Source organism: Maribacter sp. PR1 (assembly GCF_028464145.1).
Classification (GTDB): domain Bacteria; phylum Bacteroidota; class Bacteroidia; order Flavobacteriales; family Flavobacteriaceae; genus Maribacter.
Genome location: NZ_JAQPCG010000003.1, coordinates 81,950 through 107,370, shown reverse-complemented (window position 1 = coordinate 107,370; position 25,421 = coordinate 81,950). Strand labels below are relative to the sequence as shown.

Here is a 25,421-nt window from a genome sequence, read left to right as displayed (position 1 = left end):
TCGATTAGTTCTTATAGGCACTAAAAATAACACACGCATTGACATCACCAAAACCAAAACTAGCCTTTGCGATAATTTTTGGGCGATATGGAATCGTTTTTTGGGGAATTCTGCTCCCGTCTATAACTTTTAAGATTTCAGGATGAATATCCTCACAATTCACATTACCAAATACAACGCCTTCCTCGAATTGAAGTATACTGCCCACACATTCTATACTGCCTGCAGCTGAAAGACAATGCCCTATCATCCCCTTAAACGAATTTATATAGGGGAACTTTACACCACTTAAACCCATGGCTACGCTCCAGTTGGTAATTTCCAAGGCATCCTTTGAAGTGGCCGTTAAATGTCCATTAATGGCGTCTACTTGAGGTGCTTTTATCCCTGAATTACGTATTGCTTTCTGAATACAGCGTTGTACGGCTTCGCTATTGGGTGCCGTCATGGAACCTTCGCCTACCTGTCCGCCACTATTAAGTTCTCCCCCCAACACCTCTGCATAAATCTTCGCCCCTCTCTTTTGGGCACTTTCCAAAGACTCCAAAACCAAGGCACCAGCTCCACTTCCGGGTACGAAACCTTGGGCAGAAGCACTCATGGGCCTACTTGCTGCACTTGGATTATCATTAAAATCACGTGGTAGAATTCGCATGGCGTCAAAACCACCCCATATATAAGGTCCACTTTCCCCACAACTTCCGGTTAAAATTACCTCGGCCTTTCCCGAGGAAATGCGTTCATAGGCCATTAAGATACCTTCGGTACCTGTAGTGCATGCTGATGAGTTGGTGGTAACCTGATTCCCACAGCCTAATATCCCTCCTAAATATGCGCTTATACCACTAGCCATGGTCTGTATGACCGTTGTGCTACCTAGTCGCCTTACTTCTTTATTGTCTACTTGATAAATGGCATCCCGAAACTTATCCACCCCCAAAATCCCAGTTCCAAAAATGATTCCACAGTCCCACAGCGGTGTTTTGGATGTATTGGGTGATAAACCAGCGTCCGCCCAAGCATCCTTGCCCGCAATAACCCCATAAACCAAGCCCGAAGCATTTAAGCCCCGTAACTGGAGTGGGGTGAAATAGCGTTCCAAAACATTATCCTTGACTAAGGGCTCAGCAGCTACTTGGCAACCAAAATTCAACTGTTCCAATCTTGAATGATGCCGAATACCGCTTTTACCTTTATAAAGTGCCTCCGTAAAATCCTTGATTCCAACACCATTTGGGGCACAAACCCCCATTCCGGTCACTACTACCCTCCTACTCATCTGTTTTTACTTTTAACATACCGGCCAATGTACCTTTACAGATCAAATTGTTCTGCGCATCGAACATTTTCACCTTACATTTTAACTTATGAAAGCGATAATACATCTTATTAGAGACAACCGTTACCCTTTCCCCCGGAAAAACAGGTTTTAAAAACTCCATTTCGGAGCTACTCATACCAATTTGGATATTTCCCGGCGACAATGATTCTTCCTGAAGCAAATAAATACCCAGACAGACCAATCCGATTTGCGCACAACATTCCGTTAAAATGACACCCGGCGTAATGGGGTTATCCTTAAAATGCCCCTTATAAAAATCTAGGTTCTCCTCAAAAGTGAACGCCCCTTTAGTGCCTTCTTCATGAACCTCCAGTAATTCATCCACGAACAAAAAGGGATGCTCATAAGGTAAAAGGGACAAAATATCTTTTTCATCCATACCTCTTATCTTAAACTTTCCCCACCATCGACCTTAATTACCGTTCCGGTAATCCACTTTGCTTCTGCTGTAGTGAGCATGTAAACGGCATTGGCTACATCTTCAGGTGTCGTCAACCTTCCCTGTGGGTTTCTTGCCAGCGCATTTTTTACGATATTTTCATATCCAGGAATCATCGCCAATGACTTTGTCTCCGTAACTCCGGCCTGAATACAATTTGCTTTTATACCAATCGGTGCAAATTCTAAGGCAATATTTCTGGTCAAGGCCTCAAGGGCCACTTTGGCCACCGAAACCGCTCCATACCCTGGCATAACCTTGGTGTTCCCTTCACTGGTAAAGGAAATCACTCGAGCATCCTCAGAAAATAATTTGATGTCGACCAATTCCTTGACCCAGTCGTATAAACTAAGGGCCATCGCCTCAAATGTGATACGTACATCCTGATTTGTAAGTACTGTTTGCCCGCCTGAATACATTGGTTTAAGATTTCCTTTGGCGATACTATGCACCAAGACCTTTATATTGTGTCCTGTAGGCAGTAACTCCTTAATTTCACTCAACAACCCCGCACGCTTTTCGGAATTTAAAGCATCTGCATTAAAGGATTTAAATAATACGCCCTGTGTCCTAATGTCATCGAACTCCTTTTCGATGGAATCCATTTGCGTTCTTCTATCCCTGTGGACCACAATGATATGATATCCATGTCTGGACAATTTTTTGGCCGTTGCCAAACCTAGTCCATTGCTACCTCCTAATAGTATTGCCCAATTTTTGCCCATATCTTTATATTCTTTGTCCATTACCATTCCAATAACACCCGCTGTGCCGAGAAACCCGGACCGAAACTTAAAACCATACCTTGTTCACCCTTGGACAATCCACGTTCCATAAAGCGTTGTAGCACATAGAGCACGGTAACACTGCTCATATTACCATACAACCGTAAAACCTCCCGGGTATCATCGATATTCTTTCCCAAGGAACCGAACAGTTCTTCTACGGTTTGGACTATCTTTCTTCCGCCGGGATGAAAAATTAAATGATCAACCTTTTCCATGCTGCTTCCATACTTTTCCAGAAAGGGATGAACAATATCCGGAAAGAATTTGGCAATAGTTTCAGGTACCTCAGGGTCCAGAATCATTTTGAGTCCGGAATTGACCAAATCAAAACCCATAAGGTGGGTGGCATCCCTAAAATGGTACATTTCCTCCCCTACAATTCGAGGTCCATCAACTTCCTCCTCGGAGGATAAAAGCACGCAAGCCGCACCATCACCAAAAATAGCCGCACTTACCATATTGGCCATGGAAAAATCATCTAATTGAAACGTTGCCGTAGGACTTTCTACGGCGACCAGGGCTATTCTTTTGTTCAGATTGGATTTTAGAAAATTATGCGCATAAATAAGCCCCGAAACACCTGCAGCACAACCCATTTCAGTAACAGGCAGCCTCACTACATCATGGCGAAGACCTAGGGCATTGATTAAATAGGCGTCCAAAGAAGGTATCATAATTCCGGTACAGCTGACAGTTATGATGTAATCCAGAGATTCTGGGTGCCAACTCGCATCGTTAAGGGCCTTTTTGAGCACTCTGCTGCCCAACTTTTTGGATTCCCGTACGTAAATTTGATTTTTCTCCTCAAAAGAAGTCGTTGTAAAAACCTCCTCAACGGGCATAATTCCATAGCGCTTATCAACAGCAGCACCTTCGAATATTTTAACGACCTTACGCCGAAACCTTTCGTCCTGATTATGCAACCATTTATTAACATAAGGTAATATATCCTTGGTTTCACTACAATATTCGGGCAATTCTTGGGCCACAGTTACTATTTTGGTTGTATGCATATACCTTTTTATTCCTCTTTTTTAATAATCCATTGGTAACGAAAGGCCCATTTCCATGAAATTTCATGTACAGTACCCGGTAGGTTTGTAGCAAATTGTTGCAATTCCTTTCTTTTAAAACCTCTTGTGATAGAAGTTAAACCATCTGACCTAGCCGTATGGGTCTTAATAAAAAAAATACTAAAGGCCCGAAACAAATAATACGCCAATCCACTTCTGTGCAAATCATTAATAATTACTCCGAGATTTGCCATTTTAGCGAATCTTCCAACAAATTGGGGTATATCTTCCTGTCTAAAATGGTGTAATGTCAATGTAGTCAGAACAATATCCACATCCAATTTATCCAATGTGAAAACATCCTGATTTAGATACTGGATTTCTGGAAAATGGGTTGATTTTTGTCGCGCAATGTTTAAGGAACCATCACTCAATTCCAGCCCTATCAGTTTTAAGGAAATGCTCCTCTTCCTGGCCTTTATAGCAATCTGTCTGAGCATGTTTCCATCGCCACAACCCACATCTAGAATCGTATACGATTTTTGTTCATTTTCCTTAATCAGCCTAAAAACGGCGTCCACCGTAATTACATTACCCCCTAACAGGCGATTCACCCTATTAATATCCTCCAATACCGTTTTAAGTTGTTTTGATGTTCCTTGAAAGTCATCCAACAGCTCTTTTCGGGTGCTCCTAAACGTTAAATCAATCATGGTGTTACCATTTTGCCATGTGTTTTTTTTATCATAGCCCGAAGTATACCCTCGGATCTACCCAAGGTATTAATTCCCCAATTTAATAAATGTTCCTGCATCAATATTTTTTGAAAATAATGACCATACCTCAATCTATCTTTAAAATGTTGGGCCCATTGTTTTCTATAATCATTCTCCATATTCTCCCTTAGGTACTCCTTTTGACGCATATAGCGATGCACAGTTTCCGAAACCAGTTTTCCACTATGTATGGCCATAGCCATGCCATTGCCACATAATGGGTGGATTAGACCTGCGGTATCCCCACACATTAAAATATGGTCGACCACTGGTTTCTTGGAATCAAATGAAATTTGACCTATGCTTAAAGGTGCGTCAAAAAGCGCTTCCGAATCCTTTAAAAAATCTCTTAAATGTGGATTTCGAGACACTACTTGTATGTTGAACTCTTGGATATTCCTATGTTTTTGAAATTGATCGTATCGTGCTAAATAACAAAAATTGACAGCGCCAGTTTCCGTTCTGGACAATCCGCCATAACCACTTTCAAAATTATGTAATGCTACCAGGTTATCCGGAAAATCTAGATTTTGATAGTGGGATTTAACGGCTAACCATCCATTTTTAGATTGAATAAAACCGCGATTTAACCTCTTGTCCAAATTAGAACGTTTCCCATAGGCCCCAATAACTATTTTGGATTGTGCAGACCTTTGCTTGGTATTGATACTAAATACTTCTTGTGTATTATTTATGTCCAAAACCTTTTCAAAATAAAAATGAACGTTCTGCCGTTTTGCCCGTTTATATAGTATGTTGTCCAAAGCATATCTACTCATACCCACTCCCCCAATGGGAAGTGAGCTATTAACCTTTTTGCCCTTCGTATTGCTAATTTCGAAATCAGTAATAGCAACACCGCCTTCGGCTACTAAATCGATACCTAAAAACTTTAAATAGGGAACAATTTCATTGGAAACATATTCCCCACAGACCTTATGATGGGGATAACCGGAACTTTCAAAAACCGCTACGTTATAGTCATGACGGGATAAAGCTATGGCAGCAGTCAATCCTGCCAGTCCACCACCTACTATAATGACCTCATGCCTATTCATATCCTGAAAATACGTAAAACAAAAAATCCCTGCTAATTGCAGGGATTTAAGTTTTTATATACTTATGCGTTTAACCTTTTGTCTCTTGTACGGCCTCTTCCTTAAGTTCCTCACTGGCGACTATGGCCAACTCCACTCTTCTATTTTGTGCTTTACCCTCCACAGTACTGTTATCGCCAACAGGTTGGTTTTCACCATACCATTTGGTCGTAAACCTTGAAGGGTCAATCCCTTTCTTAGTCAAGTAATCCGTAACCGAAGTTGCTCTTTGTCGGGATAAGTTCATATTATATTCATCCGGACCGGCACTATCGGTATGCCCTTCAACCAAAATGTTCGATTTAGGATATTCCTGGAATATTCCAGCTAATTTATCTAAAGTTGTTGCAGAAGTTCCCTTAACATCAGACTTATTGGTATCAAAATAGACACCCGCATCCTCATTAAAGGTTACATTGATACCTTCACCTACTCTTTTCACTTCTGCTCCAGGGATTTCCTCTTCAATGCGTTCCGCCTGCCTATCCATTCGGTTACCAATGTACCCACCGGCAGCACCACCTATTGCAGCACCCAGAATGGCACCTAGAGCGGTATTGTTACCGTTACCAACATTGTTTCCAATAACACCTCCAATTACGGCACCTCCCGTAGCACCGATTACGGCACCTTTTTGGGTTTTATTGGCATTTTTTACCGTACTACAGCTCATGACCAAAGCAAGAGCAAGTACATAACTTGTATTCTTAAATATTCTAGATTTCATCGTTATCATTTTTTATTAATTTGGGGATTTATTTTTTTGTGAAGCTATATACCACAGTGACCGGATCTCCGTTCACCTGTACGTTCGATTTTAGGGTCATGGCATTCTCGGTCAAAGTCTCAATATTGAGTCTATACCCTAAGCCACCGGAAATATCCTTATTTTTTTCGTCAATAAATTTGAACTGTAATTGACTGGTATAGTTTTCGTCGCGTTCTACAACAGACCATCTGATATATCGATCTCCACCATTACAAAGTGTGGACGGTGCTATGGTGTATCTCCCAGTGCTATTGTTATCTCTAAAGAACCACTCGCTTCCTTCAAGGCATATGTCCTCTACATCATTAAACAAGACCGCTTTAAAATTACCTGTGTTGTTTTCAAAGGAAACATCGTTTAGCGCCCAGGTTCCGCTGAGCAAATTACGCTTTGTCCTGGCATCTTTGGAAATGGAACAAGAGGTTAGCAAAAATGCTACTACTCCCAAAAGAACTATTACTTTTTTCATAAATATCTTTGTTTTATAATTATCCTATATACGGTAAAAACATCCACTCGGACGTGATATAGGTATAATACCGATTATCTATGTATAAAGCTCTAGAAAAGTAAAAGGATAGATTCACTCAATAGATTAAGTTGTTAACTTAAATACTAAAAGGCCAATAGTTCCAATAACTCCCTTTCAAAGCGTTCCTTGGGAAGATACTGCTGTTCCAGCGCTGTATTGAATGGTATTGGCGTATCCAGACTGGCCACTCGTTTAATAGGCCCATCCAGATATTGAAAGCAATTTTCCATGACTAAAGCCGAGAGATCACTGGCGACTCCACCAAACAGACTATCCTCCTGAAGGATAATTAATTTACCCGTTTTTCTTACGGAAGTATAAATAGACTCGGTATCCAAGGGTTGTAAAGTCCTAAGATCTAACAATTCCGCATTTATGTTTTTATGTTTTTTAAGGGTTTCCAAGGCCCAGTGCACTCCAGCCCCATAGGTAACAATAGTAATGTCACTTCCTGTTTTTAAAATATTGGCCTTACCAAAAGGGAGTGTATAATAATTAACAGGTACATCCTCATATATACTGCGATAAAGCCCCTTGTGCTCAAAAAATAAAACAGGGTTGGGGTCCTCAATAGCAGTTGCGAGCAACCCTTTCGCATCAGAGGGAAAGGCAGGATAAACAACTTTTAACCCTGGAGTTTTTGTAAACCAGGCCTCATTGGTCTGAGAATGAAAGGGTCCGGCACCCACCCCGCCCCCACAAGGCATTCGTATGACGACATCGGCATTTTCAGCCCAACGATAATGACTTTTAGCCAAATAATTTACGATGGGATTAAATCCAGTACTCGCAAAATCGGCAAATTGCATTTCAACAACGCACTTCATCCCATTAATAGACAAGCCCATTGCTGCGGATATGATGGCGGATTCACAAATAGGTGTATTTCGTACGCGCTCTTTTCCAAAGTTGTCTACAAAGCCGTCTGTAATCTTAAAGACACCCCCATATTCCGCTACATCCTGCCCCGTAATAACCAAATTGTCATACTTTTCCATCGCGGATTTTAGTCCTTCGGAAACTGCATCTACAAATCGTATATTTTTTTTATGAATTGAGCATTCAACTTCTTTATAATCAAATTTTTGATATACATCATTTAATTCTTTACTTAAATTTATATCAATAGCCTTTTCATTATTTGCTTTTTGAAGATTTTCATCAATTTCCTTTGTAATTTCCTTCCTCAGTATATTATCCTGATCATTAGTTAACAATCCCATCTTACCTAGATAGGAAGTATAGTTTTCCAATGGATCTTTGGAGGCCCATTCCTCCATTAAATCATCGGGCACGTACTTGGTTCCACTAGCTTCTTCGTGACCACGCATCCTAAAGGTTTTAAACTCCAACAAAACAGGCCTTGGGTTTTTGCGAACGTCCCTACTTATTTCCGCCACTTTGGAATAAACCTCAAGGACATTATTTCCATCGATAATATGTGACTCCATACCATACCCAATTCCCTTATCGGCGATATGCTCACAATTGAACTGCTCATTTGTTGGGGTAGATAGTCCGTATCCATTGTTCTCCACACAAAAAAGAACAGGAAGGCTCCATACAGAAGCCACGTTAAGCGCTTCGTGGAAATCCCCTTCACTAGTTCCTCCTTCCCCTGTAAAAACGGCTGTTACCTTTTTCTCTTTCCGGAGTTTATGGGCCAGGGCGATACCATCCGCCACCCCTAATTGAGGGCCTAAATGAGATATCATCCCTACAAGTTTATATTCTTGGGTTCCAAAATGAAAACTACGATCTCTGCCATTGGTAAAGCCTCCTGGTTTCCCCTGCCATTGTGAAAAAAGCCTATGCAAGGGTATGTCTCTAGAGGTGAAAACGCCTAAATTACGGTGCATGGGGAGTACATATTCATCCTTTTCCATAGCCAGGGTCACCCCGACCGAAATCGCCTCTTGCCCTATTCCACTAAACCATTTGGAAATTTTACCCTGGCGTAGTAAAATCAACATTTTCTCCTCTATCATTCTTGGTTTCAGCATGGCCTTGTACAGCCGTAGCTTCATTGCATCCTCTACTTGAAATTTTTCAAAATCCATATGGTCCAATACACACTATTAGTTAAGGCCTAAATGTAACAAAAAACACAGTATATTGTTATATACCTAACATCGAGGAACTCATTAAGAATTTGTAATTTTACGATATAAAGCTAAAAAATAAGATATGAGTTTAGTCCCTAGCGTTGATTTAAAAGATTTTATCTCGGGAGACCCAGAAAGAAAGCAAAAATTCGTTGAAGAGATTGGTGCCGCGTTTGAAAATATTGGATTTGTGGCTTTAAGCGGTCATTTTCTATCTGATAAGCTCGTTGATGATTTATATGCTGAAATCAAAAAATTCTTTGACCTTCCCCAAGCGACAAAGGATAAATATGAAATTGAAGGCATTGGGGGACAAAGAGGATATACTTCATTCGGTAAAGAACATGCCAAAGGTCGGAAAGAAGGTGATTTAAAGGAATTTTGGCATTTTGGTCAATACGTCGAGGACAATCCAAAATTAGAAAAAGAGTACCCGGATAATGTAACGGTATCCGAACTCCCTAAATTCAATAAGGTCGGGAAGGAAACCTATAAAATGCTGGAAAAAACCGCAAAATATGTGCTTAGGGCCTTAGCCATTCATTTGAACTTAGAGGAAGCCTATTTTGATGAATACATTAAAAACGGAAACTCCATCTTAAGACCCATACACTACCCTCCTATTACCTCGGAACCTAAAAATGCCGTTAGAGCGGCCGCTCACGGGGATATTAACCTTATTACCCTGTTAATGGGCGCCCACGGAAAAGGATTGCAGGTAAAAAACCATAAAGGCGAATGGGTAGACGCGATAGCAAGACCCGATCAGTTGATGATCAATGTAGGGGATATGCTCTCGAGGCTATCCAATAACAAATTATTGTCCACAATACACCAAGTAGTGAATCCACCTAAGGAACTATGGGGAACATCCAGGTATTCCGTGCCCTTTTTTATGCATCCGATTAGTGAGATGCCATTAAATTGTCTTGAAAATTGTATCGATGAGGAACATCCAAAGCTTTATGAGGATATCTCCGCAGGTGAGTTTTTAAATGAAAGATTAATTGAGTTAGGCTTGATGAAAAAATAAATCCAATCACAATTAATCGTCCTTTTCCTACGTTTGGGTTGACAAAACCATCAGCCTAAATATCAGTTTTATGTTAAAAAAAATATGGGTAGCTGCCCTTTTTTTCCTTTCCCTGCAGAGCCTTTCCTCCCAAATTAATTTTGAAGAAGGTTATTTCGTTACTAATAATGGAGAAAAAAACCACTGTCTTATTAAAAACGAGGATTGGAAGAATAACCCTTCATCCTTTCAATATAAAAATAAAGAGGAAGATAGTCCCCAAGAAGCCTTGATTTCCAATATTCAGGAGTTTAATATTAAAAATGGTCCCAGATATATTAGAAAATCCATTGCCATTAACAGATCTTCCTTCCAAACATCTGAATTGGAGCAAAATAGATCGGTTAGCTTTAAAAACGAACAATTGTTTCTAAAGGAATTAGTAGCCGGGCCTGCCAAATTATATTCTTACGAAGACCAAAACTTGATACGATTTTTCTATTCAGTCAAGGAAGGAGAAATGGAGCCCTTGGTTTACAAAAAATACCGGAAAGAAAATATGCAAATCGGGGAAAACAATCAATACAAACAGCAGTTATTGAATTCCATGAAATGCTCTCAAATTACTCCAACCAAAATACAGCGTTTAAGATATAAAAGAGAAGCCTTAATAAATATATTCAACGATTTTAATCAATGTCTCGACCCTTCATATACGCCGGAACAACTTGAAAAATCCAAATTTAAATTTCTGATAGCTGCTAATGTAGGTATTAATATGGCTTCTTTATTCATTTCTAATGGCCCATTCGCCCTAAGAAGTACTGACTTTGGTTCTGGTATAGGGTTTAGAGCAGGTGTTGAGTTAGAGTCCTTTCTACCTTTTAACAAAAATAAATGGAGCTTATTTGTAGAGCCAACTTACCAATTCTTTAAAAAAGAAGGTTACACTAACCCTTCAATCTTATATAATTCTTCAATCCAGGCAAATGTAGATTACGCTTCTATCGAATTTCCGTTTGGTTTTCGACATTATAGCTATCTAAATAACAATAATAGCCTCTTTCTAGATGCCGCCATCGTATTTGATTATGATTTAGATTCTAAAATTACCTTTGAAAACAATACCGAGCTGAATATCGATGCTTGGGGTAATTGGAGAGCGGGAGTTGGATATAAGTTCAAAGATAAATTACGTCTTCAATTACGATATTTCAGTCCACGGGATTTATTGGACAAGTACAAAACATGGCAATCCGATTATAAGGTTTATTCTGTAATTTTAGGGTATACTTTCTAAATAAACGTTTTTATGGACCTAAAAGACCAGCTAAAAAATCTATTTCCCGACCACGAACCGGAGGATGTCCCCGAAAAAGAGCAAAAAAGTGACCTATGGCTTCAAGATAATCCCCTAATTTGCAAGTATGAAAAAAGAAAGGGGAAACCCATTACCATCATAGAAGGTTACACAGGGGCGGACAGTGATTTTAGGAAGCTTGCCAAAGAGTTAAAAACTACCTTAAGCGTAGGTGGGAGTTTTAAAAATGACAAGATTATCATCCAAGGCGATTACCGGGATAAAATTATGGACATCTTAAAAGAAAAAGGCTTTAATGTTAAAAGAGTTGGGGGCTAATTCTCAGCTTTAGTACAAGTTAAGGAAAAGGGTTGCGTCTTTTTCTGTTAAATTCTTTTGTTTTTTTACATTAAACGTTACTTTTAATCGCTAAACGTAAACCTTATATCGAAAATGAGTTCCCTTCTACACATTACGAACGGAGACGCTTTCACTGAACGTCTTAAGAAGCTGGATATAAAAGGAGATATCATTACATGGCGTGAAATGCTGTGTGAGGGTAAAACATTAACTCATGTCGGTAGTGAGTCTTTTTGGAAAACGAGGTTTGAGTTTCTTCATAAAAATTACAAAGTTTCTAAATCGTGGTTCATCGAGAAGACCTTAAAGGAATATCGTTCCCTTTGCAACCATAAACAGCAAGATCAAATCGTCCTTTGGTTCGAATATGACCTATTTTGTCAGGTGAATATGCTAGCCGTTATTAGTTGGCTGCTGACCAATAGGAGATATGCCGAGATTTCACTGGTGTGCTCCGGCAAGGAAGACGAAAGTGGAAAATTGTATGGCCTAAACGAACTTTCAGATGAAAAGCTTACGAAGCTTTATCAGAATAAGGTGGTATTAAATCAGGATGATGTAGAATTCGCCGATTATGTTTGGCAATTGTACTGCAGCAATAACCCCATACGTCTGGAAAACCTTACGGACTTTAACGATTACAACTTTGCTTATCTGGGTGATGCCGTTAATACTCATTTAAAACGTTTTCCAAGCATTGCCAATGGTCTTAACGAAATGGAAAACAACATTTTACAATTAGCCATAGATAAAAAGCCAAAGTCCAAGAGCGAATTTTTAGGGACTATTTTGAGTAATCAAGGAAATTTAGGCTTTGGAGACACCCAATACGACAGGGCCATTCAAAGACTAAAGCCCCTTTTTACCTCATTGAATCCTGTGCGTTTGTCCAAGAAGGGAAAGGCGATTCTCGATGGGCAAACCAGTTATTATTCGTGTATTCAGGATAATGATGTGTATCTGGGCGGCGCTCTTAAATATGACTTTCTTTACAATACGGATTCTAGTAGGATACTAAAATTATAGAATGCAATTAGGCCCTTCCGAGCTTATCCTAAATGCCGATGGCAGCATTTACCACCTCAATTTACTTCCAAAGGACCTAGCGAATACTATAATTACCGTTGGCGACCCTGATCGGGTATCCGAGGTTTCGAGCTATTTCGATAGTATAGAGGTAAAGAAGGGTAAACGAGAGTTTCTTACACACACAGGTCACCTAAAAGGCAAAAGAATCAGTGTCATTTCCACGGGAATCGGTACAGATAACATTGACATCGTTTTGAACGAGCTAGATGCCTTGGTCAATATCGATTTTAAGACTAGGGGAATCAAAAAAAATCGTATACGATTAACAATTGTCAGAATTGGAACCTCTGGAGCCATTCAACCTGATATTCCGGTAAATTCGTGGATATTAAGTGAGCTAGCCATTGGTTTTGATGGCCTCCTTCATTTCTATGAAAATGAATTAAACGAATATAAGGAGATGGAAAATGAATTTATGGCCCAAACGCAGTGGTCCATGAAAAAATCCAGACCTTATATTGTCGGTTTTGACAAGGATTTGGCCAAAAAATTTAATTCAAATCGTATACGATTAGGAATAACAACCACAAATACAGGTTTTTACGGACCGCAAGGTAGGACTTTAAGGATTTTACCGAGTGAGTGTACATTCATTAAAATAATTTCCGATTTCCGGTATCGAGATAAGCGTATAACCAACCTTGAAATGGAAACATCGGGTATTTATGCCCTTTCAAAACTGTTAGGCCATCGGGCCATATCCCTGAATTGTATACTGGCCAACAGGGCCACCGGGGAATTCTCTGAAAATCCAAAGGAATCTGTTCAGGAACTCATTAAATTTACCCTTCAAAAAATAGTAACAAAGTGAAAACGGTAAAAATCATTGGAGTACCCGAGCATTTTAACCTACCCTGGCATTTAGCCATAGATGAGGGTGCCTTTTCGGAGCGTGGAATAGATTTACAATGGACCGATGTTCCCGAAGGAACCGGAAAAATGTGTCAAATGCTAGCTGAAGGGGAAACCGATCTTGCTATAATACTTACAGAAGGTATTATAAAAAGTATCACCGAGGGCAACCCCGTTAAAATTATACAGGAATATATTGCCACTCCCCTACTTTGGGGTATTCATGTGGATGCAAATAGCGATTTTTCTAAAATAAGCGATTTAAAGAACACTAAGGCAGCGATTAGTAGATTTGGTAGCGGAAGCCATTTAATGGCCTATGTACAGGCTCAAAATGAAGGATGGGACCCAAAAAAGCTCCAGTTCGAGGTTATAAATAGTTTAGAGGGAGCCATAGAAGGGCTTGCAAATGGAAATGCAGATTATTTTATGTGGGAACATTTTACCACGAAACCTCTTGTAGATAAACGCATTTTTAAAAGACTGGGAGACTGCCCAACCCCCTGGCCCTGCTTTATGGTGGTAGGAAGAGAGAAGTTTCTCGATCAATACAGTAGCCTGGTGAACCATATTTTAGAGGTAATTAACAGCTACACTACAGAATTTAAGGAAATTCCAAGTATAGATCGGACATTGGCAAATAGATATGGGCAGAAATTGGAAGATATTCAAGAATGGATGGCCCTTACGGAGTGGAGTCAAAATCAATTACCGATTAAAACCCTGGAAACCGTTCAGGATACGCTATTAGAGCTAGATTTGGTCGACCAAAAACTAAAACAGGAAACCTTTTTAAGATGATTTCGACCTTATACGGTAGAAGTCAAATTGAAATGTTTACCAATTAACTTTTTGAAAGTGTCGTCTGAAAGTGGCTTTTGTGCGTAGTCCATGATATACGGATTTGCCTCGGCCTTGTCCCTGTCTTCTTGGTTGTCGCTCACCGTAACCAAAACAACAACCAACTGCTCTTTTAGTTCCTTTGGCACTTGCTCTTCGTACATCTTCATAAATTCCCAGCCGTCTTTTACGGGCATTCTAAGGTCAAGCATGACCATACAAGGCAAAGCAAGTTTCTCCAAACCCTTATCCAATATAAAATCTAATCCTTCCTGTCCATTTAAGGCGGAATTTATTTCAATATCCAGATCTAATTTATTTATGAAGATGGAGTGTAGAAAGTTGCTGGATTCATCATCGTCTATCAACAAAATAGAATTTAAGTTTTCAAACTTGCTCATTATCGGGGATTTTACTTTTAATTTAGTTCAGAATTTTCTATTTATAAATTACAAAAAATACCTACACTACACAACTCACCACCCTATGACTTTATTGTTCAGATCAGTCAAAATTTTATTGCACTGGGAAAAATGACGGTTGCCAAACCAATACCCTCTATTGGCACTTAGGGGAGATGGGTGTCCAGAGGTAAGTATATGATGCCTATCAGCGTCTATTAACTTTATCTTTTTCTTGGCATAACCACCCCATAACAAAAAAACGATTGGCGATTCCCTTGCTGACAATGTACGAATTACCGCATCCGTAAAGGTTTCCCAACCTTTGCCTTGATGACTTCCCGCCTGATGCGCACGGACCGTTAATGTGGCATTTAATAATAATACACCTTGGTCCGCCCACCGCTCCAGATTACCACTTTTTGGGTAAGGAACGGAAAGGTCTGTTTGAATTTCCTTGAATATATTTATCAATGACGGCGGGTGCGGAATACCCTCTTTCACGGAAAAGCATAGCCCATTTGCCTGTCCAGGGCCATGGTATGGGTCCTGACCAATGATTACCACCTTGGTGCCGTCGAAAGGACAGTGGTCAAATGCTGAAAAAATATCACTCCCTTTTGGATAACAGGTGTGTTGAGCATATTCTTGACGCACAAATTCGGTCAATTGTTTGAAATATGGCTTTTCAAACTCTTCTTTCAACTCTTGTTTCCAACTTGGGTGGATATTTATGGACATTTCAGCTTTTTGAGCAAATTTATACATTTTAAAAGCCACAAATTACCATAATAACCTCATAGCTTTAGAAGATTTACAAATGGCTTACGCCTACGGCAAAGCCACAAAGACTGAATTTTAAATCATACAAATGGATTGGATCTATAACGTAAACGACCCCTTATGGGAGACTTTGGTAGGAAGTTTTTTAATTTTTATAGTCATAATCCTATTGACCAGGATGGTAGGATTAAGATCCTTTGCCAAGTTTACCGCTTACGATTTTGCTTTTACCGTGGCCATTGGTAGTATTATCTCTTCAACCTTGACCTCAAGTACTTCGATTGTTCATGGGGCTATAGCCATTACCGGGCTGTTGGCCCTTACATATGCTTTTTCCGCACTGCAAAAGAGATTTAGGCCTTTGGACCGGTTAATTTCCAACAAGCCCTTGCTGCTCATGGACGGTGATCAAATTTTATATAAAAATCTGAAACACGCCAGAATACAGAAAACACAACTTATTGCTAAATTGAGAGAGGCCAACGTCCTCAATTTTAGTGAGATTGAAGCCGTGGTTCTAGAGTCTACAGGGGATATTTCTGTTTTACATAAAACGACTCTCGATTCAACTGAAACTTTAAGCCCAGATGTATTGGAAGGGGTTAGAAATAGTCCGTAGGTGATTATCAATTTCTAATTCAAATGCCAATAGCTACCTTTGCAACTGATTTTTTGAATAATCCGTGGCCAATATACATCCCAAAACACTCCAAGATTTAGAATTCCCTAAAATATTGCAACAAGTTTCGGCTCGATGCAATACGGAACTAGGCAAAGAAACTGCGCTGGTAATAGCTCCATTGGAAAATGAGAGCGAAATGGAACTGGCGTTAGGAAAAACATCGGAATATCTTTCTTCACTGATCAGCGACAACAAAATACCAAATCACGGTTTTGATAGCATCCAAGGAGAACTAAGGTTGCTTAAAATTGAGAACACCACGCTGGAACTCCAGGGTTTCAAGCGAATAGCTAGCATTTGTGATACCGTTTTGACCCACCAAAAGTTTTTTAAAAAGTTTAAGGAATACTATCCCCTGCTTCATGATTTTGCTCTGGAATTGGAGCCCAATACTGAAATTCCATCGCTGGTAAACCAAGTAATCGACCGATTTGGGGAGGTAAAGGACAATGCCTCTGACGCTCTATTGAGCATTAGAAGACAGATGAACCAGGTTCGGGGAAAAATCAGTCAGAGTTTTGGTAGCGCACTGGCTACCTATCAATCTTCCGATTATTTGGATGAAATTAGGGAGTCGGTCGTAGAGAACCGCAGAGTATTGGCCGTAAAGGCCATGTACCGCAAAAAAATAAAAGGTGCGGTGATGGGCACCTCCAAGACGGGAAGTATCGTCTATATTGAACCTGAAGCTACATTGCGCTTTAGTAGGGAGCTGAACAATCTGGAGTTTGAGGAAAAGGAGGAGATTCAGCGTATCTTGAATCAGCTTACCAATCAAATTAGACCATTTAAAGCCCTTTTAAGCGACTATCAGAATTATCTTAGTCAAGTAGACGTTACGGCCGCAAAAGCAAAATACGCGCAAGATATTGACGCCCTAAAGCCCAAAGTAAGCAAAGAGCGACGTTTGTTTTTACGAGATGCCTTTCACCCCCTACTATTTTTAAGCAACAAAAGAAAAGGAGAAAAAACGTTTCCCCAAACTATAGAACTACACTCGGAAAATCGAATTATAGTCATATCCGGGCCTAATGCCGGGGGAAAAAGTATTACCTTAAAGACCATTGGTCTACTTCAGGTAATGTTGCAAAGCGGGCTGCTGATTCCCGTCCACGAACGCAGTGAAGTTTGTTTTTTTCATAAGATTTTAACGGATATTGGAGACAACCAATCCATTGAAAATCATTTAAGTACGTACAGTTATCGGCTTAAAAACATGAACCAATTTTTAAAAAGGTGCAATGAAAAGACCTTGTTCCTAATCGATGAGTTTGGAACAGGAAGTGATCCAGAATTGGGGGGTGCACTCGCTGAAACGTTCTTGGAGGTTTTCTATGCGCGTGGCTCCTACGGGGTAATCACTACCCATTATGCCAATTTAAAGGCATTGGCCAATGAACTCCCCCATGCCACCAACGCCAATATGCTTTTTGACAGTAAAACGCTGGAACCCACGTTTCAATTGATTTTAGGGCAGGCCGGTAGCTCTTTCACTTTTGAAGTCGCTCAAAAGAACGGAATCCCTTACTCGCTTATCAATAAGGCCAAAAAGAAAATTGAGCGTGGGAAGGTTCGTTTTGATGCTACAATCGCCAAACTACAAAAAGAACGCAGTAAGATGGCCGAAACAGGGTCAAAATTGAAGGAGGAAGAAGGAAAAGCCCGAGAGGAAGCCGCAAGGTTGGAAAAATTGAATGCCAAAATAAAGTCAAAACTGGAAAACTATCAAGAATTGTATGACCACGACCAACGGATGATACAATTGGGAAATAAAGTAAATGTAGCGGCGGATAAGTATTTTCAGAACAATAAAAAACGTCCTTTGATATCGGAACTTTTGCGGATTGTAGAGACGGAAAATAGCAAGCGGAAAAAGAAAACGGCACAAGAAGCTAAAAAAGAACGCTCCAAAAAAGCCCAAGTAGCCCAAGAAGTACAGAAAGAGGTCAAGGTAATCCGCGAGAAAAAGAAAGTAGAAAAGAAAAAATCCATCCTAAAGGAAAAGCACAAACCACGACCTGTTTTTACAGTGGGCGACCGTGTACGCATGCTGGATGGAAAAGCTGTTGGAACTATAGATTCTTTGGAAAAAGGCAAGGCCATCGTTAATTATGGTATGTTCACGACCAACGTTAGTGTAGATCAATTGGATTTAGTAGAAAAACAAAAAAATAGTTGATAATCAAACAATTATATATAATCGTATACGATAATAGACTATTTTTTAATAGGGTTTTTGTAAAAAAACAGCCGACATCAAGTTGTTGAACCCAACTTGAGCGGCCGACTGTCATTCGCTTATCCGGAAATCTATTTAATTACAGGAAACAGGCGTCAAATGGATGCGAAATCCTTGGAGAATACCCTCATTGGTAATCTCGAAACATTTCTGAGAACTTATATAGCCATAACTTTTAGTATCTCCAAACTTGGTCCAAATAAATGCATCCTGAAATTGAAATTCAACTTTCACATCATGGGAGCCATTCGGTGGACTTACCACCTTTCTTTGACCATTATTAACCGTAGTATAACCTCCTACTGTAGTATTATTTCCGTCACGGCTTTTATAGATAAATCGGAACCTAACATCAAATATGGAATTATTATCTACATCTAAGCTTTCATGGTCATATGCATAGGTCTGGCATTCCTCGATTCTGTAATCTGTATTGTAGCCCATTTTTGCAATTCTATTGTCTTTCAAATACTTTACTGTATAGGCAATTGGTGCACCAGGATTATCCCTACTGTACAAAGCCCCTTCCGTAATTACATAATTAAGGCCTCCAGAGGATGCCACATCGCTCCCTGTAATAACTTTTGAAGCTACTTCCGCATTTCCTCCTATGGTTACCACATTGATGGTGGATTGCTCTAATATGGACTTATATTTGGCCTCAACATCTGCATTTACGTCTTTTCCGATACTGGCATATTCCAAGGCAGCATCCAGTTCTACACTGGTTTCCGTACTAGTAGTTTCCATCCGTACCATGATAATCCTTCCATATTGAACGGAACTGACATAGGCCGGGGGCGCATCTGAATTCATTAACGATTGTACTCGGTTAAGGTCAATTGAGCTGCCAAAAACATCTGCCGGTGAATCCGGGGTTACCATAGTCACTTCATAAAACACTTGCCTGTAAAGTATGGCAGCCACTCTTTTTTCCGAAGTACTGCTATAACTAAATTGGGATTCGAAAGAAGATCCACTAGCCCACTCTACACCTACTCCCAAATCTAGGCTCATTTGTTGGGAAGTATATGCCGTGGTAGATTCATAATACGCATTAGAAGCTATTTCATATCCCTGTGGGGCGATGTCATTGTTCCAGTACTCAAGACCATCATCTAGGGCCGTTTGCACCGTTCCATAATCTGGACTACCAACTTCCAAGGTCCCCCTTTCCCCTATTCCAGGAAGGTCTAGACGTAATCTCATAGGAGCCCTTTGTATTTGAAGCGGTTGGGGTGAACCATCCAACATTTGATTGTTCCCAATAATTAGGGCACCAGGATAAATAACCCCCAACGTGGGATCAAAGATGGCCACATCCTCAAAATTGGATCGAATATCATACTCGTTGGTTCTACACTCATTAACGGATCCAAGGCTATTGCTTGAGTTGTCACTTATTACCTTGGATTCAGACCCTGGAGAACTCTGAACATTTAGTAATACATCTGGGTCATAACTAAGTTTAGCCAGGTAGGCATTGATACTATCCGCCTCTACTCCATCAACGCCTTGGTTTTGGTCAATAGGTTCAATGGTGTCCTTACTACAGGAGCTGACCCCGAGGGTTAAACCGACTAACATAATGGATGCCCCTTTCAGGTTTTTAAAATTGATTGTTTTCATAATTCTAAGGTTTTTTGGATTCAACACCTCAAAACTATCTTCTAATCAAGACCTTACCTAATATTGTCCATGGACAAAGTATGGACAGAATCCCCAAATGATACACTAAAACACTATGGACAATTCAAATTTTGAAGAAAAGATAATTCATTTAATATTCTGATATTCAATATTTTATATTAATTTTTAGTTTTGACCGTTACCCTATTAGTATGGACAAACCATGGACAACCTTGATTTTAAACCATTTAAGATTAACTTGTATATGTATTAGTTAATCAACCACTTTAGTCATTATGATTAAAAGAACATTGTCAATTATCTTCATTTTATTTAGTCTCATTTTGTCTTCTCAGGAGTCGACAAACAAATTAGATAGTTTAAATCAAACTCTTAGTGTGAGCAAAAATTTTAAAGACAGTGTGGACATTTTATGCCGTTTGGCAGAGCTACACATGTATAATGATTCCTACAAGTCTATATCCTTAGCGGAGAAAATAACGAACATAAGCAGTGATCATGGTTACGGAGATGGTCTCTCAGACGGATATTTTTTAAAGGCCAACGGTTACGGAGCACTGCAAAAAATGGATAGTGCCTTATTGTACTATCAAAAATCTATTTCAACTTCAAAAGAATTTGGAATTCAAAGAAATTTAGCCAGTGCGATGGCAAATATCTCTGTTATAGAGGGACAGAATGGTAATTATGCCAAGGCTATAATGCTTATGGACACGGTCGCCAGAATGAACTTGGAGGAAAACGATTATCTCAATTATGGCGTAACGTTAAATAATAGAGCCTATCATTTTTATGAGCAGGGAGATTTTGTAAATGCAATGAAGGGTTATAAAGCTGCACTTAGTGTTCTAGATACTATTCCCAGGGACATATTTAGACGAGGTGACATTTACAGAAATATTGCAAAGCTCAATTATCAGGAGGAAGACTTTAAAGATGCGCTTCGCTATTTTAATGAATCCAATGCCATTTATACAGAAGTCAACGACTTTTTATTCCAATCCTACGTATGGTCCGATAAGGGAAACGTATACTTGGCAATAAAGGATTATGGGGAGGCCATAAAAAGCTACAATACAAGTATTAGGATTTCCGAAGAACATGACTTTAAGGAATCTAAATCTCTTGCTCTTGCGAATTTGGCAATTGCATTGAGAGAACAGGGACAATATACCCAAGCAATTCTAGCCTTTAATGAATCTGTAAAAGACTTAGAACATGAAGAAAGCATGGCAAACAAAATTGTCCATGAATATCATTTGGGATATACCTACGCCTTAATGGGGCAACAGGAAAATGCCCTTGATCACTTAAATCGTTCAGTGGAATGGGCAGATTCCGTTGGGCAATCCAATGAACTCAAAAATGCTTTGGACTACAGGTCGAAAGCCTATGCTTTATGGGGTATGGAAAAAAGTGCCTTGATGGACTTGCTTAAAATGAATGTGATTAAGGACAGTATCTTTAATGCCAAAAAATCAAGACAAATTGAGCAATTGCAAACCCTTTACGAAACCGAAAAGAAAGAAGCGGAGATAGCACTTCAAGAAGAAGAGATCAAGACCTTAAACGCCCAATCCAAGGCCGACAAGCTCCAAAAAGGAATCTATGCCGGGGGAATGGCCTCGGCACTAGCCGTTTCCGGCCTCCTGTTCTTCGGGTTTAGGCAACGCATAAAGAAAAACCGTATTGCCAGGGAAAAACAGGAGGCTATCTATCAACAAGAAATTGAACACAAGCAAAAGGAATTGGCCAGCCAAACCCTCCACTTGGTACAAAAGAACACCTTTATTCAGGAACTCATGGAGAACTTGGAAAACATAAAGAACTCCCCGGAGAAGTTTAAAATGGAGTTTAGACGTATTGTTATGTTATTAAAGAAGGAGAACGCTTCGGACAAGGATTGGGAGGTGTTTAAAAGCTATTTTGCCGACGTGCATAACGATTTCGACCAAAAACTTAAGACCATTTATCCGGATATCTCCGAGAAGGAGATCCGCCTGGCCGCCTTTTTACGCATGAACCTGACCACGAAAGAGATTGCCGCCACACTAAACGTACTCCCGGACAGTATCTTAAAATCCAAATACCGCCTTAAAAAGAAGTTGGGATTGGGTAAAGATCAGGATTTAAACCAATTTTTAAATGCTTTATGAAAAATTTACTCTCAGTACTTCTTTTAATGCCGATATTTTGTATCGCACAAAAAGCAACCTCAGATAACACTAGCGACATTCTAAGTAAGGGTACATCCATCGAAAATAAACTGGATACATTGGCAGCACTCTATAATAAGGCTATTTATAGTAACCCAAAAGAAGCATTGGTTTATGCCAGAAAAAGGCTTAAAATGGCAGATTCGGCTAATTTGAAGAAGTATATAATGGATTCTTATCATTTACTTGGATCCAACCATAATTATCTCGGAAATATGGATTCTTCTTTATTTTATCATACAAAAACCAAGGAGCTTGCCATCGAACTTCATGATGACAAAACCTTGGCAATGGCTTTATCCGATATCGGGAATCATTATGGGCTACTTGGGGAGTATGACAATTCATTTCAAACGTATGAAGAAGCTATCGAGTTGTTCAAAAAGGTTGGGGACCCTATCAAATATGGAGTTACAACCGGCCATTTAGGAACAATCCACATGAACAAAGGCAATTACAGTATTGCCCAATTGAAGTTTTCAGAAGCACTTAAAATTTTGGACACGCTGGAAACCGAACCGTATATGGAGGCGGATATACTTAGGAAAATTGGTCATATCCAGTACAATCTAAAAAATTATGAAGCTTCTATTGAATATTACAAAAAGGCACTTAAAGTATATTTAGAAACGGATGATAATGTTTTTGCTGCCGAAGCCTATATAGATATAGGCACATCCTATTTGGAGATGAATAATAAAGAATTAGCTATAAGCAATTTTATTAAAAGTATTGATATTAGTGAAAAATTCGATTTAGAAGGAACTGCCGCCATAGGATATACCAATCTAGGAGGGGCCTATGTAAAGACAGGTGAGCATTCTTTGGCAGAAGAATATTTAAACAAGAGTTGGAAATTTCACGAAAGCAAAGGTTTTATAAACAATAGAATACAAGTTTTACAAAATAAGGCGGAATTGTATTTGAAGAAACAGGATTTGGAAAATAGCCTGTTTAATATCAATACAGCTTTACAAATAGCCGATTCAGTGAATTCCTTGGAATATCAGTCCAATCTGCGCCTATTTAGATCTAAATTATATGAAGAGGCCTTCAAAAACGAAACTTTAGCGTTAAAGGACAGGAAATTATATGAATTCTATAGGGATAGTATTTACAATTTAAAAAAGACGAATCAAATTGAAGAGTTGAAGACTATTTACGAAACCGAAAAAAAGGAAGCTGAGATAGCACTTCAAGAAGAAGAGATCAAGACCTTAAACGCCCAATCCAAGGCCGACAAGCTCCAAAAAGGAATCTATGCCGGGGGAATGGCGTCCGCCCTAGCCGTTTCCGGCCTCCTGTTCTTCGGCTTTAGGCAACGCATAAAGAAAAACCGTATTGCCAGGGAAAAACAGGAAGCTATCTATCAACAAGAAATTGAACACAAGCAAAAAGAACTGGCCAGTCAAACCCTTCACTTGGTGCAAAAGAACACCTTTATTCAGGAACTCATGGAGAACTTGGAAAACATAAAGAATTCCCCGGAGAAGTTTAAAATGGAGTTTAGACGTATTGTGATGCTCTTGAAAAAGGAGAATGCTTCGGACAAGGATTGGGAGGTGTTTAAAAGTTATTTTGCCGACGTGCACAACGATTTCGACCAAAAACTTAAGACCATTTATCCGGATATCTCCGAGAAGGAAATCCGCCTGGCCGCCTTCTTGCGTATGAACCTGACCACCAAGGAAATTGCCGCAACCTTGAACGTTTTACCCGATAGTATCCTGAAATCCAAATACCGCCTTAAAAAGAAGTTGGGATTGGATAAGGATACCGATTTGGGAACTTTCCTAAATAGCTTGTAGTAAGCAGAAAGCATTAGCTATCTTTATAAAGTGAAAGAACCAAAAAAAATAATATTGTTCGACGGCGTTTGCAATGTTTGTAATGGCTTCGTTCAATTTATAATAAAAAGAGACAAAGAAGACCTATTTCGCTTTGCTTCCCTGCAAAGTGAGATTGCCCAAAAATTACTTTCCGAAAGAACAATTGATACCCAGAAAATAGATTCAGTCGTACTTATAGAACCAGGGGTGGCCTACTATCTCAAATCAGATGCAGCGTTGGAAATCGGTAAAGAATTAAAAGGGTATCGCACCCTTTCAAAAATACTTGGATTGATTCCCAGTTCGTTACGAAATATCGTATACGATATAATTGCTCGAAATCGATACTCTTGGTATGGCAAAAAGGATGAATGTATGATTCCTACCCCAGAAATAAAGTCCAAATTCCTATAGTTTCGCAAATGGATTAACAAGTATATCTTCCAAGTCACTGTTTTTGAGTATAAATATCAATATTGTGACTATGGATGATAAAATAAAGAAAGCAGCAAAGACCGGATTCGCGGCAAAAGGTGTCGTTTATTTAATAACAGGGGTTTTAGCCTTCATGGCTGCCTTTAACCTGGGCGGACAGAAAGCCGGAAAGTTAGAGGTAATCGATTTTTTGGAAAATCAACCTTTTGGTAAGTTTATTTTGGTAGCACTGGGACTTGGCCTTTGCTGTTATGCGCTGTGGAGATTTATTCAAAGCATACAGGACCCGGAAAATATTGGGGATGACAGCAAGGGGGCCGTAAAGCGAATTAGCTTTTTCATCAGCGGACTAATTTATATGGGACTTGGTTTTTTCGCCATTCTTAATGCATTTTCACAATCGGGAAGTGGCGGAGGAAGTAAATCTTCGATGATACCTTCAGAATATCAGCAATACATATTTCTAGCTGTTGGGATATGTCTTGCGGGCAAGAGCATCTATCAATTCATTAAAGCCTATAAAGGTAAGTTTATATCCAAGTTTAACCTTAAGGCCATGTCCGATAGTAAAAAGCGGAAATTCATTAAGAATATGGGATATGCAGGTTTAACCGCAAGAGGAATCTTAGTGGGCATAGTAGCCTATTTCTTTGTCACCGCCGGATTATCAATTGGCGGCAGTGCATCAAGCGGTATGCAAGGAACTTCCGGGGCATTCTCCTTTTTACAACAGAACTCCTCAGGACCTTGGCTAATGGGTCTGGTTGCCGCAGGATTGGCATGCTATGGCGTCTATATGTTCACCATGAGCAAGTATCGCTCGTTTAATTAAGCCAAATATTTAATTTTCAATAAATTAAATATAATCATAT

At 39.5% G+C, this 25,421-nt stretch carries 24 protein-coding genes; 12 read left to right on the top strand and 12 right to left on the bottom strand.

Translation table 11 applies throughout. The features are described from left to right. Nucleotides 1-4: 4 nt before the first annotated feature. The 9 genes from PP182_RS06930 to PP182_RS06890 all read right to left on the bottom strand — a co-directional run bounded on the left by PP182_RS06930 (nt 5) and on the right by PP182_RS06890 (nt 8,816). Nucleotides 5-1,279 carry a beta-ketoacyl-[acyl-carrier-protein] synthase family protein gene (locus PP182_RS06930; RefSeq protein WP_272650619.1) on the bottom strand — a complete coding sequence of 425 codons (1,275 nt, stop codon included), beginning with the start codon at nt 1,277-1,279 and terminating at the stop codon, nt 5-7. Then, complete coding sequence (locus tag PP182_RS06925; RefSeq protein ID WP_272650618.1) at nt 1,272-1,721, bottom strand: 3-hydroxyacyl-ACP dehydratase FabZ family protein; 450 nt, start codon at nt 1,719-1,721, stop codon at nt 1,272-1,274. The genes PP182_RS06930 and PP182_RS06925 overlap by 8 nt, the downstream gene beginning before the upstream one ends. A 5-nt stretch (nt 1,722-1,726) precedes the next feature. Further along, nucleotides 1,727-2,527 (bottom strand): enoyl-ACP reductase FabI, encoded by an 801-nt coding sequence (locus PP182_RS06920; RefSeq protein WP_272650617.1) that lies wholly within the window; start codon nt 2,525-2,527, stop codon nt 1,727-1,729. Continuing rightward, the gene (locus PP182_RS06915) at nt 2,527-3,582 is read right to left on the bottom strand and encodes a type III polyketide synthase (RefSeq protein WP_272650616.1); all 1,056 of its coding nucleotides are present in this window, start codon (nt 3,580-3,582) and stop codon (nt 2,527-2,529) included. Before PP182_RS06915 ends, PP182_RS06920 begins: the two co-directional genes overlap by 1 nt. A gap of 8 nt (nt 3,583-3,590) precedes the next feature. Next, nucleotides 3,591-4,295: a methyltransferase domain-containing protein gene (locus tag PP182_RS06910; RefSeq protein WP_272650615.1), complete on the bottom strand. Its 705-nt coding sequence runs from the start codon at nt 4,293-4,295 to the stop codon at nt 3,591-3,593. Beyond that, on the bottom strand, nt 4,292-5,416 hold the full coding sequence (locus PP182_RS06905) for an NAD(P)/FAD-dependent oxidoreductase (RefSeq protein WP_272650614.1): 1,125 nt from the start codon (nt 5,414-5,416) through the stop codon (nt 4,292-4,294). The genes PP182_RS06910 and PP182_RS06905 overlap by 4 nt, the downstream gene beginning before the upstream one ends. A 70-nt stretch (nt 5,417-5,486) precedes the next feature. Beyond that, nucleotides 5,487-6,182: an OmpA family protein gene (locus tag PP182_RS06900; RefSeq protein ID WP_272650613.1), complete on the bottom strand. Its 696-nt coding sequence runs from the start codon at nt 6,180-6,182 to the stop codon at nt 5,487-5,489. 28 nt (nt 6,183-6,210) lie between these two features. Further along, nucleotides 6,211-6,693: a lipocalin family protein gene (locus PP182_RS06895; protein ID WP_272650612.1), complete on the bottom strand. Its 483-nt coding sequence runs from the start codon at nt 6,691-6,693 to the stop codon at nt 6,211-6,213. Nucleotides 6,694-6,839: 146 nt separating this feature from the next. Further along, on the bottom strand, nt 6,840-8,816 hold the full coding sequence (locus PP182_RS06890) for an alpha-ketoacid dehydrogenase subunit alpha/beta (protein WP_272650611.1): 1,977 nt from the start codon (nt 8,814-8,816) through the stop codon (nt 6,840-6,842). A 127-nt stretch (nt 8,817-8,943) separates the two neighbouring features. Here PP182_RS06890 and PP182_RS06885 point away from each other — a divergent pair, with 127 nt between their 5' ends. The 6 genes from PP182_RS06885 (at nt 8,944) to PP182_RS06860 (ending at nt 14,275) form a co-directional block, all read left to right on the top strand. Then, nucleotides 8,944-9,894: an isopenicillin N synthase family dioxygenase gene (locus PP182_RS06885; RefSeq protein WP_272650610.1), complete on the top strand. Its 951-nt coding sequence runs from the start codon at nt 8,944-8,946 to the stop codon at nt 9,892-9,894. Between the two features lie 70 nt (nt 9,895-9,964). Continuing rightward, nucleotides 9,965-11,173 carry a tRNA modification GTPase gene (locus tag PP182_RS06880; RefSeq protein ID WP_272650609.1) on the top strand — a complete coding sequence of 403 codons (1,209 nt, stop codon included), beginning with the start codon at nt 9,965-9,967 and terminating at the stop codon, nt 11,171-11,173. Between the two features lie 12 nt (nt 11,174-11,185). Beyond that, nucleotides 11,186-11,512 (top strand): translation initiation factor, encoded by a 327-nt coding sequence (locus PP182_RS06875; protein ID WP_272650608.1) that lies wholly within the window; start codon nt 11,186-11,188, stop codon nt 11,510-11,512. 114 nt (nt 11,513-11,626) lie between these two features. Next, nucleotides 11,627-12,559: a DUF1835 domain-containing protein gene (locus PP182_RS06870; RefSeq protein WP_272650607.1), complete on the top strand. Its 933-nt coding sequence runs from the start codon at nt 11,627-11,629 to the stop codon at nt 12,557-12,559. A 1-nt stretch (nt 12,560) separates the two neighbouring features. Further along, entirely contained in the window at nt 12,561-13,433 is an 873-nt protein-coding gene (locus PP182_RS06865) for a nucleoside phosphorylase (protein WP_272650606.1), read from the top strand. Next, nucleotides 13,430-14,275, top strand: a complete 846-nt coding sequence (locus PP182_RS06860; RefSeq protein WP_272650605.1) for a substrate-binding domain-containing protein — start codon at nt 13,430-13,432, stop codon at nt 14,273-14,275. Before PP182_RS06865 ends, PP182_RS06860 begins: the two co-directional genes overlap by 4 nt. An 8-nt stretch (nt 14,276-14,283) precedes the next feature. Here PP182_RS06860 and PP182_RS06855 read toward each other — a convergent pair whose 3' ends face one another. Beyond that, nucleotides 14,284-14,715, bottom strand: coding sequence for a response regulator (locus PP182_RS06855; protein WP_272650604.1), 432 nt, complete (start codon nt 14,713-14,715; stop codon nt 14,284-14,286). A 75-nt stretch (nt 14,716-14,790) separates the two neighbouring features. Next, entirely contained in the window at nt 14,791-15,456 is a 666-nt protein-coding gene (locus PP182_RS06850) for a uracil-DNA glycosylase (RefSeq protein WP_272650603.1), read from the bottom strand. Nucleotides 15,457-15,586: 130 nt separating this feature from the next. Between PP182_RS06850 and PP182_RS06845 the strand changes: the two genes are divergently transcribed. Beyond that, complete coding sequence (locus PP182_RS06845; protein ID WP_272650602.1) at nt 15,587-16,117, top strand: DUF421 domain-containing protein; 531 nt, start codon at nt 15,587-15,589, stop codon at nt 16,115-16,117. Nucleotides 16,118-16,181: 64 nt separating this feature from the next. Beyond that, nucleotides 16,182-18,359 carry an endonuclease MutS2 gene (locus PP182_RS06840; protein ID WP_272650601.1) on the top strand — a complete coding sequence of 726 codons (2,178 nt, stop codon included), beginning with the start codon at nt 16,182-16,184 and terminating at the stop codon, nt 18,357-18,359. A 135-nt stretch (nt 18,360-18,494) separates the two neighbouring features. On the opposite strand, the gene PP182_RS06835 is transcribed toward PP182_RS06840, so the two are convergent. Next, nucleotides 18,495-20,048, bottom strand: a complete 1,554-nt coding sequence (locus PP182_RS06835) for a thiol-activated cytolysin family protein (protein ID WP_272650600.1) — start codon at nt 20,046-20,048, stop codon at nt 18,495-18,497. Nucleotides 20,049-20,446: 398 nt separating this feature from the next. Here PP182_RS06835 and PP182_RS06830 point away from each other — a divergent pair, with 398 nt between their 5' ends. The 4 genes from PP182_RS06830 to PP182_RS06815 all read left to right on the top strand — a co-directional run bounded on the left by PP182_RS06830 (nt 20,447) and on the right by PP182_RS06815 (nt 25,381). Next, nucleotides 20,447-22,225: a tetratricopeptide repeat protein gene (locus PP182_RS06830; protein WP_272650599.1), complete on the top strand. Its 1,779-nt coding sequence runs from the start codon at nt 20,447-20,449 to the stop codon at nt 22,223-22,225. Further along, the gene (locus PP182_RS06825; RefSeq protein ID WP_272650598.1) at nt 22,222-24,093 is read left to right on the top strand and encodes a tetratricopeptide repeat protein; all 1,872 of its coding nucleotides are present in this window, start codon (nt 22,222-22,224) and stop codon (nt 24,091-24,093) included. Before PP182_RS06830 ends, PP182_RS06825 begins: the two co-directional genes overlap by 4 nt. 30 nt (nt 24,094-24,123) lie before the next feature. After that, the gene (locus PP182_RS06820) at nt 24,124-24,528 is read left to right on the top strand and encodes a thiol-disulfide oxidoreductase DCC family protein (RefSeq protein WP_272650597.1); all 405 of its coding nucleotides are present in this window, start codon (nt 24,124-24,126) and stop codon (nt 24,526-24,528) included. Nucleotides 24,529-24,598: 70 nt separating this feature from the next. Then, a complete protein-coding gene (locus PP182_RS06815; protein WP_272650596.1) occupies nt 24,599-25,381 on the top strand; it encodes a DUF1206 domain-containing protein in 783 nt (260 codons plus the stop codon). Nucleotides 25,382-25,421: the final 40 nt, after the last annotated feature.